The sequence below is a fragment of the Fusobacterium perfoetens genome (genome assembly GCF_021531475.1).
Classification (GTDB): Bacteria; Fusobacteriota; Fusobacteriia; order Fusobacteriales; family Fusobacteriaceae; genus Fusobacterium_B.
Window position 1 is genome coordinate 1 of the sequence record NZ_JADYTX010000058.1, and the last position, 8,822, is coordinate 8,822.

Below are 8,822 nucleotides of genomic sequence, written 5' to 3' on the forward strand. Positions count from 1 at the left end.
ATCTAATAACAGTATATTACATAAAAATTAAAATAGCTTAATAATTAAAAAATTATTATATAAATATTATACGAGGAGATAAAATGGAAATAATAAAAGAGATTATAGTTGTAGAGGGGAGAGATGACATCACTGCTGTAAAAAGAGCCGTTAATGCAGAGGTTATCGCAGTTCACGGTTTTTCAGTTAAGAAAAATCTTGAAAGAATCCAAAAAGCCTATGAAAATAGAGGGATAATAATTTTAACTGACCCAGATTTTGCAGGACTTCAAATAAGAAGAATTATAAAAGAACGTTTCCCAAATGCAAAACAAGCCTATATAAATAGATGGGAAGGAAAAAAAGATGGAGATATCGGAGTTGAAAATGCATCTCCAGAGGCGATTATAAAAGCTTTGGAACTTGCAAAATGTGAGGTTGTGGCAAAAGAAGAAACATTTTTTATAACTGACCTTATGGATAACCATCTTGTAGGACACTCTAATTCAAAATTTATTAGAGAGAAACTTGGAGAAAAACTTGGTATCGGTTATTCAAATGGAAAACAACTTCTTTCAAAGCTTAATAACTACGGAATAAGTAGAGAAGAGTTTGAAAAAGCTATGAAAGAGATTTTTCAAGAAATAAAATAATATAGAAAATATAATTCTTTAGTGTAAACATGTAGGGGGAAATTAAAATATGAAAAATTGCATTTTAATTGGAGTAGCAGGTGGAAGTGGTAGTGGAAAAACAACTGTTGCTAATAATTTAGTAAAAGCTTTTAAAGCTGAAGATGCTACTTTACTTGAACAAGATGCATATTATAGAGAACTGACTAATATGACTTTAGAGGAAAAGGCAAAAGTAAACTTTGACCACCCAGATTCAATAGAGTTTGAATTATTAAGAAAACATATAGTAGATTTAAAAAATGGAAAGTCTATTGAAAGACCAATTTATGATTTTACTACTCACTCAAGAAAAGAGGGAAGTGTAAAAATAAATCCGTCAAAAATAATTGTGGTAGAGGGAATACTTATATTTGCTGTACCAGAGATAAGAGAACTTTTTGATGTAAAAATATTTGTAGACACTGATGCTGACGAGATGATTTTAAGAAGAATAGAAAGAGATATGAATGAGAGAGGTAGAAGTTTTGAATCTGTAAAAAATCAATATCTTACTACTGTAAAACCTATGTATCTAGAATTTTGTGAGCCAAGCAAACGTTATGCAGATGTTATTATCCCAAGAGGTGGAAAAAATAAAATAGCTATTGATATGCTAGTTAGCAATTTAAAAAGATATATAGAAGAAAAATAAAATAATTTAAGACACTCTTTCTGTAAGGGTGTTTTTTTATTTTTCTATTATTTAATAAATAGTAATATTATTTTTCATTCATTTTAATAATAAAATGTTAGAATTAGTTGCATTTTTTTCTTTCTTGATGTAGAATAGACCATATAATGAGATAAAATTTAACGTTATTTTATAATTAATTATTTTTAATTTTAAAATGCTTAAAATTTGTTTCTAAAAAGGCTATAAGGGATTATAGAATTTATTTTATTGAGGTGAAAAATGGAAAATCAAAAGAAAAAACTTGGTCTTGTGCCAAAATTAATTATCGGTATCATTTTAGGTATTCTTATAGGATTATATCTTCCTGAATGGTTTGGACGTTTAGTAGTTACAGCATCTGGATTATTCAGTATGTTCTTAAAATTTGTTATCCCTATGATGATTCTAGCTTTCGTTACAATGGGTATTGCTGATTTAACTCAAGGAGCTGGAAAACTTCTTGGACTTACAGCAGTGATTTCTTACGCATCAACTTTAATTGCTGGATCTGTATCTTTCTTTGTAGCAAACAGCTTATTCAGAAGTTTTATGACTCCAGATGCTTTAGAAAAAATTGCAAAAACTGCAGGAGTTTCAGTTGAACCTTATTTAAGTCTTTCAGTTACTCCAATACTAGATACTTTAGCAGCAGTTCTTCTTGCGTTTATCTTAGGTCTATGTATGTCAACAATGCGTGGAAAAGAAATCGGAACTTCATTATATGATTTTATGAAAGATTTCTCTGCTATCATAAATAAAGTTTTACATACAATCATTGTTCCATTCTTACCATTATATATCTGTGGAACATTCGTTGATATGACTCGTTCAGGAAAAACTTTTGCTATCTTAGGAATTCTTTGGAAAGTATTCTTAGTAGTTATTATTATGCACTTAGTATATTTAGTATTTGCATTCTTTGTAGCTGGTGGAATCGGAAAGAAAAATCCTGTTACTTTATTAAAAAATCAAATACCTGGATACACAACTGCTGTTGGAACTCAATCTTCAGCTGCTACTATCCCAGTAAACTTACAATGTGCTAAAGCTGATGGAATTTCTGAAGAAATTCGTAATTTCGTAGTACCATTATGTGCTAATATTCATATGGCTGGTTCTATGATAACAATCACAGCTTGTGCAACTGCAGTTTGTATGATGAACAATCTTCCTATTTCCCTTGGTACTATAGTTCCATTTATCGCAACTTTAGGAGTTGCTATGGTTGCTTCTCCTGGAGCTCCTGGTGGTTCTATTATGACAGCTCTTCCATTCTTATATATGGTTGGACTTGGAACTGAAGAACTTCAAGCTATAATGATTGCTCTTTACATTACTCAAGACTCATTTGGTACAGCTTGTAACGTATCTGGTGATAACGCTATCGGTGTTATCGTTGATACAATTTATAAAAAATGGATTAAAGAATAATTTAATCTAATAAAAATAATCCCAGCCAAAATTAATAGAAAATAAATTATAAATACTCTGGATTTTAAAAATTCAGGGTATTTTTTTATAAAAAAATATTGACAAAAAAATAAGCTTGTGATAATATTACTTTTATAAATTTTATGGAGGTTAAAAAATGTTAAGGACAAGGAAAAATAAACAATATTTTGAATTTAATATTTTTAGGTTTTTAATTTGCCATAAAGTTTTGTCTTTTGTAAGGTGTAGTATAATTTAATTTTTACTATATTTTTTATATTTCGTTTTTTTAAACAGATTGCAAATTAAAGTGTAGTCTGTTTTTTTTATACAAAAAAATAATTACATAAATATTTATATACTAGGAGGATTTTATGAAAAAAGGAATTAAATTATTAATAGCAGGAATGTTAATACTAACAATAGGGGGGTGTAAATCAGAAAATAGTTTAGAGCAAAAATTAGATACTAATAAAATATATAAAATTGGAACTACTGCTGAATATCCACCTTTTGAAACTTTAGAAAATGGAAAAATTGTAGGATATGATGTCGATGTTATTGATGAAATAGCTAAAAAAATAGGGATAAAATATGAATGTAAGGATATGAATTTTGATGGACTTATATCAGCTTTACAATCTCAAAAAATAGATGGTGGACTAAGTTGTCTTTCATTAAGATTTTAATTAAATAAAAATGTGACTGCTATATTTTTATTATAGCAGTCATACAAATAATTTTTTATATCTTATACATAATCAAAATCATCTTGAGCTTCTAACCAAGATTTAGATCCAAAATGTAAAACAAATAATAACACAGTAGATACTAAATATCCTAATACAAATTGAGAATGTGGATAGAATCCTAAAGATGCACTATGGACAAATCCAAATAAAGATAACACAGCAGCTACAAACATTGTAATTGCAGCTTTATCAAGTTTTCTTTCAATGATAAATGCTGTCATAGCTCCTGCTAGAATTCCTACAATTATAGCTCCAGCTTTAACTTCTGGAATACCTCTCCACATAACTCCTGCATTTATTATCATCTCAGTTACTTCTGGACTATATCCATTTACACCAGATGCTGTAACTTCAGTCCAAATATTAGCAAGTCCAACAGAACCTGTAACTTGAGTAAATAAGAAATCAGCCACTGGCGGAATCATAGAAACTGTTATTGCTGCAAAATATTTTCCTTCACAAACTCTGAATGCTTGAGCAACCATAATAACAGCACACCATAAATAAGTAATACCGCAGATTGCTGGTGGAACTAATTCACTTAAGAAAGTAAATAATCCAAATATTCCAGCTCCCCCTAAAATTAAACCAGAAATTATTGAATATCCAATACCAGCATCTGCTTTTTTAAGACCAGCATGACCTAACCAAACTGTATTTGGAACAACTCCACCAAAAAGGGCAGAAATCATTGTACAAATACCATCAGCAAATTGTGCTTCTCTAACGCTGTAATTATCGCCCGCAGCATTAGCAGCTTCAACGTTGTCCATAGTTTCAACAAAGTTATAAATCTCAATAGGAATTATAATTGTTAAATAAGGAGCAACAATAGAGAATCCATTTACTAAATTTTGGAAAGTACTTACAGGATTAGGGAAATAAAATCCAATTCCTGTAAAATCAATGCTTGTTCTTCCTAAACAAAAAGCATAAATTATACCACCAACAACAGCTACTACTAAAGGTGGAAGTTTTTTAGGGAATAGATATCCTCCAAAAAGTCCAACCATAGCAACTATAAATATAGGGAATCCAACAACAGGATCACTAAAGATATCAAATAGACCTTGAGTTGCCATCCATATGAATCCGATCCCTGCAACTGTTCCTAAAAGAGCAGCTCTAGGAATGTTTCTTTTCATCCAAGGTCCAATAAATCCACCTGAAAATTCAACAGCTCCCCCAATAAAACAAGCTGCAACAGCGGCTGACCAAGTAAGTTCTGGATTACCTAAAGCATAGTGAAGTGGCATTACAACCCCATAAAGAATAACGAACATGGCTGGTGTAGAAACTCCTGATGGAAGAGCAACAACGTCATTTCTTCCCTCTTTCTTAGCAAGTTTCATAGCCATATATACATAATAAAGACAACTTAATGCAAGTCCTATTGACATACCTGGAATAACTTTTCCATAAACGATATCGTCTGGCCAACCTAAAATTCCAGATAAAGTCCCAATAACTATTAAATAGTTAATAATATTATTTGTAACTACATAAGTTAACGCCCCAATGTCACCTTTCTTAAAGAAAGGAATCTTAGAATTATCTATACTCATTATTTTTTCTCTCCCCCAAAAATTATTCAGCTTCTAAACTTATAAAATTAAACTTCATTATATCAAATAAACCTTTGTCAGTAATTTTTATCTCAGGGATAACAACTAATGACATAAAGCAAAGAGTCATTACAGGTTCTACATCTTGGTGGATACCTAATTCTTCATAAGCAACTTTATGTAAAGAAGTAAGTTTTTTATCAACCCATTCTCCATCTTTATCACTCATAAGACCAGCTATTGGCATTGGCATATTTTCTATAACTTCACCATTTTTAACAAGAACAACTCCACCTTCTTGTTCAATAAGTTTTTCGATAGCAAAAGCCATCTCTTCGTTAGAAGTTCCTACAACTATTAGGTTATGAGAATCGTGAGCCACTGATAATGCAACAGCTCCCTCTTTTATTCCGTACCCTCTTAAAAATCCTACTGCTACGTTTCCAGTGTTTTTATGTCTTTCAACAACTGCAACTTTAACAATATCTTCTTCTGGATTGAAGATAAAATCTCCATTTTTATCTAGTTCAACTGTATCAACACTTTTCTTAGTAACAACTCCACCAGGTAAAATGTCGATAATATGAACTTTATTTGTTTTTAAATTTAATTTTAATTTTTCAATAGAAAAATCTTTTACGTGCATACTTCCTCTTACTGAAGAAATATCACATTTTTTAAATTCTGGAAGATATTTTCCATCTCTTGCAACTTCTTTTCCTTGAATAAATACATTAGTAACTTTAAAATCTTTTAAATCTTCCATTACTACTAAGTCAGCACGAAGACCTGGAGCAATAGCACCTCTATCTTTTAATCCAAAACATTCAGCAGCATTTAATGTTGCCATTTGTACAGCAGTTATTGGATCAAGTCCCTCTTCCACACAGATTTGTAAATGATTATCTAAATGTCCAAGTTCTAAGATTGTTTTTGGTTGTCTGTCGTCTGAGCAAAGAAGACATCTTCTACTATTTTCTTTAGTAACACCTTTTAATAAGTTTCTTAAATCGTGACAAGCTGAACCTTGTCTTAATAAAACATAAACCCCTCTTGAAATTCTATCTTGCATCTCTTCAACTGTTGAACATTCGTGATCGTTTCTTATTCCAACAGATACATAAGCATTAAGATCATTTCCAAATACACTTGGGCTATGTCCGTCGATTATTTTTCCAGATTCTTTAGCTACCATTATTTTATCAAGAACATCACTATCTCCACTGATAACTCCTGGGAAGTTCATAAACTCTCCAAGTCCTAAAACATTTTCTCTTGTGATAGGTTCTTTCATTTTATCAGCATCTATAATAGCTCCTGCATTTTCAAATGGAGTACAAGGTACACAAGATGGCACCATATATTTTATATCTAAAACTGTATTTTTTGCAGCTTCCATCATATAGTCAAGACCTTTTATTCCACAAACATTAACAACTTCGTGTGGGTCTGCTATTATACAAGTTCCACCGTGAGGAACTAAAAGTTTTCCTATTTCTTCAGGACTTACATAAGAAGATTCAATATGAATGTGGCTGTCAATAAATCCAGGTGTAACATATTTTCCACAAACATCTAAAACTTCTTTTCCTTCATAGTTTCCGATACCAGCTATTACATCATCAGAAATAGCAATATCTCCTTCTATAATTCTTGCTGAATAAACATCTACAACTTTACAATTTTTTATAACTAGGTCAGCTGGAATTCTACCAGCTGCCACATCAACAAGTTTTTTTAATTGCTCTTTTGTCATCTTCCTTACCTCCAAAAATTATAAATTTTCTTCTATAATAGGATTAATAACTTCTAAAGCTATACAATCAACAGGACCTAAATCTGTGATAGCATAATCAGGTATAGCTGTTATAGGTAAGAAGAACATATACATTAAAGGTTCTGGTAAGTCACAACCTAAATCATTTGCTGCTTTAGAAAGTAATTTTTCTATTCTAGCAATTTCACTAGGCTCAGCGTCGCTACAAATTCCACCTACTGGTAAAGGTAAAAATTCAATAACTTCTCCATCACAAACAACAACTTGTCCTCCACCATTTTCAATTAAATGGTTTACAGCCACTGCCATATCATTTGCGTTAGCTCCTAATACAACAATGTTGTTATCGTCTGGGGCAGCTGATGATGCCATAGCTCCTTTTTTAAGTTTCCATCCAGAGCAGAATCCTAAAGATTTATTTCCATTTCTTCCGAATCTCTCAATAACTGATACCATCAATACGTCATTTTCTACATCTGGTTGTACAAAATGATTTTCTACATTAAGGATAGCATCTCTTCTTTTTCTTACGAAAGGTCCAATAACGTTCATTGATAAAACTTTTACTTTTCCACTTTCTTGAGTTACTTTATACATAAAGTCTTCAGCTGTAACTCTGTCACATTTTAATCTGCTTGTTAATAATTCACTTCTTTTTGGAGCTTGTAAGTCGTAAGTTAATTTTTTATTTTTTGCTACAACTTTTCCGTTTGTTATAACTGTTTCTACATTAAATTTTTCTAAATTATCTACTAATAATATATCAGCAATTCTTCCTGGACAAACAGAACCGATTAAATGATCAATTCTATAAGCTTCAGCACTATTAATTGTTGCCATTTGAATTGCAGTCATTGGGTCAATTCCTTGTTCTATAGTAAGTCTTACAACATTATCTAAATGTCCTTTTTCTAAAACGTCACTTGCTGTAACGTCGTCAGTACAGAAACTTACTCTTCTAGCAAATGCTGGATTTACTTCTGTAACAGCTCTCATATTTTCTTTTAAGAAATGAGTTACTGAAGATTCTCTTATAAGCATATGCATACCATTTCTCATTTTTTCTACTACTTCTTCGTGATCATAACTTTCATGGTCTAAACGAACTCCACCACATAGATATCCATTTAATTCTTTTCCTCTAGCCATTGGAGCACAACCGAATACTGGTAAACGATTTTTTGCTGCCTCAACAATTGCACCTAAAGTATTTTCATCTTCTTCTTGGATAAACTCTCTAACAGTTTCCCATACACCAAAACATTCTTTCCATTTTTGTACTTCTTGGTGAGTTTCTTTTGTAAAGTTATAAGCTATTGTTGATTGAGGGATTGTATAAGGAGTTTGATGAGGTGCTCCCCAGAAAACTTTCAAAGGACTTTTTTCAATTTCTTCAAAAATTTCTTTTAATCCGTCTAATCCTGCAACAGATATATATTCATCTAAACCAGATATCATACTTGTAGTTCCACAAGGTACAACAGCTTTTGCATAACTTGTGATACTTAATTTACTACATTCACTGTGAATGTGTCCGTCGATTAATCCTGGAGTGATATATTTTCCAGTTGCATCTAAAATTTCTGTGTTTTCTCCAATGTAATCTTCTACATTTCCGATAGCCACTATTTTATCTTCATAGATAGCTACATCAGCTGGATAAATTTCACTTGACATAACATTTACTAAGTTACCGTTTTTAATAACTAGAGTTGCTGGTATAAGACCTCTTCCAGCTCTTACTAATTGTTTTAAATTTTCTACTGTGATTTCTTTCATTCTTTCCTCCATTTTAATTTAAAAGTAGTAATTAAATAAAAAAACACTATCCGGCGATAAGCAAATCAGGTTTCCCGTCCTGCGTCTAGTGTTTCAAATGGAATTTTATTCAGTTGATCTGTACCCTGTCAAGTACTCAATTTAATTATCAACATTTTTTTCTTTAAATTTCCTATATTCTATTGGACTTCT

The 8,822-nt window shown here is 31.2% G+C and carries 7 protein-coding genes; 4 read left to right on the forward strand and 3 right to left on the reverse strand.

The features are described from left to right. The first annotated feature begins 83 nt into the window (after window positions 1-83). The 4 genes from rnmV (at window position 84) to I6E15_RS09785 (ending at window position 3,446) form a co-directional block, all read left to right on the forward strand. Window positions 84-632 (forward strand): ribonuclease M5, encoded by a 549-nt coding sequence (gene rnmV, locus I6E15_RS09770; RefSeq protein ID WP_235247589.1) that lies wholly within the window; start codon window positions 84-86, stop codon window positions 630-632. A gap of 49 nt (window positions 633-681) precedes the next feature. Further along, window positions 682-1,305: a uridine kinase gene (gene udk / locus I6E15_RS09775; RefSeq protein ID WP_235247590.1), complete on the forward strand. Its 624-nt coding sequence runs from the start codon at window positions 682-684 to the stop codon at window positions 1,303-1,305. A 261-nt stretch (window positions 1,306-1,566) separates the two neighbouring features. Next, complete coding sequence (locus I6E15_RS09780) at window positions 1,567-2,757, forward strand: dicarboxylate/amino acid:cation symporter (protein WP_235247591.1); 1,191 nt, start codon at window positions 1,567-1,569, stop codon at window positions 2,755-2,757. Between the two features lie 374 nt (window positions 2,758-3,131). Beyond that, window positions 3,132-3,446 (forward strand): transporter substrate-binding domain-containing protein, encoded by a 315-nt coding sequence (locus tag I6E15_RS09785; protein WP_235247592.1) that lies wholly within the window; start codon window positions 3,132-3,134, stop codon window positions 3,444-3,446. 62 nt (window positions 3,447-3,508) lie between these two features. Here I6E15_RS09785 and I6E15_RS09790 read toward each other — a convergent pair whose 3' ends face one another. Genes I6E15_RS09790 through I6E15_RS09800 form a run of 3 tightly spaced genes read right to left on the reverse strand, consistent with a single transcriptional unit; the run spans window position 3,509 to window position 8,630 of the window. Continuing rightward, window positions 3,509-5,074, reverse strand: coding sequence for a hypothetical protein (locus tag I6E15_RS09790; RefSeq protein ID WP_235247593.1), 1,566 nt, complete (start codon window positions 5,072-5,074; stop codon window positions 3,509-3,511). Between the two features lie 22 nt (window positions 5,075-5,096). Next, window positions 5,097-6,830 carry an adenine deaminase gene (gene ade, locus I6E15_RS09795; RefSeq protein WP_235247594.1) on the reverse strand — a complete coding sequence of 578 codons (1,734 nt, stop codon included), beginning with the start codon at window positions 6,828-6,830 and terminating at the stop codon, window positions 5,097-5,099. An 18-nt stretch (window positions 6,831-6,848) separates the two neighbouring features. Beyond that, the gene (locus I6E15_RS09800; protein ID WP_235247595.1) at window positions 6,849-8,630 is read right to left on the reverse strand and encodes an adenine deaminase; all 1,782 of its coding nucleotides are present in this window, start codon (window positions 8,628-8,630) and stop codon (window positions 6,849-6,851) included. Window positions 8,631-8,822: the final 192 nt, after the last annotated feature.

Coding starts and splice junctions, on each gene's coding strand:
- rnmV (WP_235247589.1), top strand. CDS start 84: ATGGAAATAATAAAAGAGATTATAGTTGTAGAGGGGAGAGATGACATC.
- I6E15_RS09790 (WP_235247593.1), bottom strand. CDS start 5,074: ATGAGTATAGATAATTCTAAGATTCCTTTCTTTAAGAAAGGTGACATT.
- I6E15_RS09800 (WP_235247595.1), bottom strand. CDS start 8,630: ATGAAAGAAATCACAGTAGAAAATTTAAAACAATTAGTAAGAGCTGGA.
- udk (WP_235247590.1), top strand. CDS start 682: ATGAAAAATTGCATTTTAATTGGAGTAGCAGGTGGAAGTGGTAGTGGA.
- I6E15_RS09780 (WP_235247591.1), top strand. CDS start 1,567: ATGGAAAATCAAAAGAAAAAACTTGGTCTTGTGCCAAAATTAATTATC.
- I6E15_RS09785 (WP_235247592.1), top strand. CDS start 3,132: ATGAAAAAAGGAATTAAATTATTAATAGCAGGAATGTTAATACTAACA.
- ade (WP_235247594.1), bottom strand. CDS start 6,830: ATGACAAAAGAGCAATTAAAAAAACTTGTTGATGTGGCAGCTGGTAGA.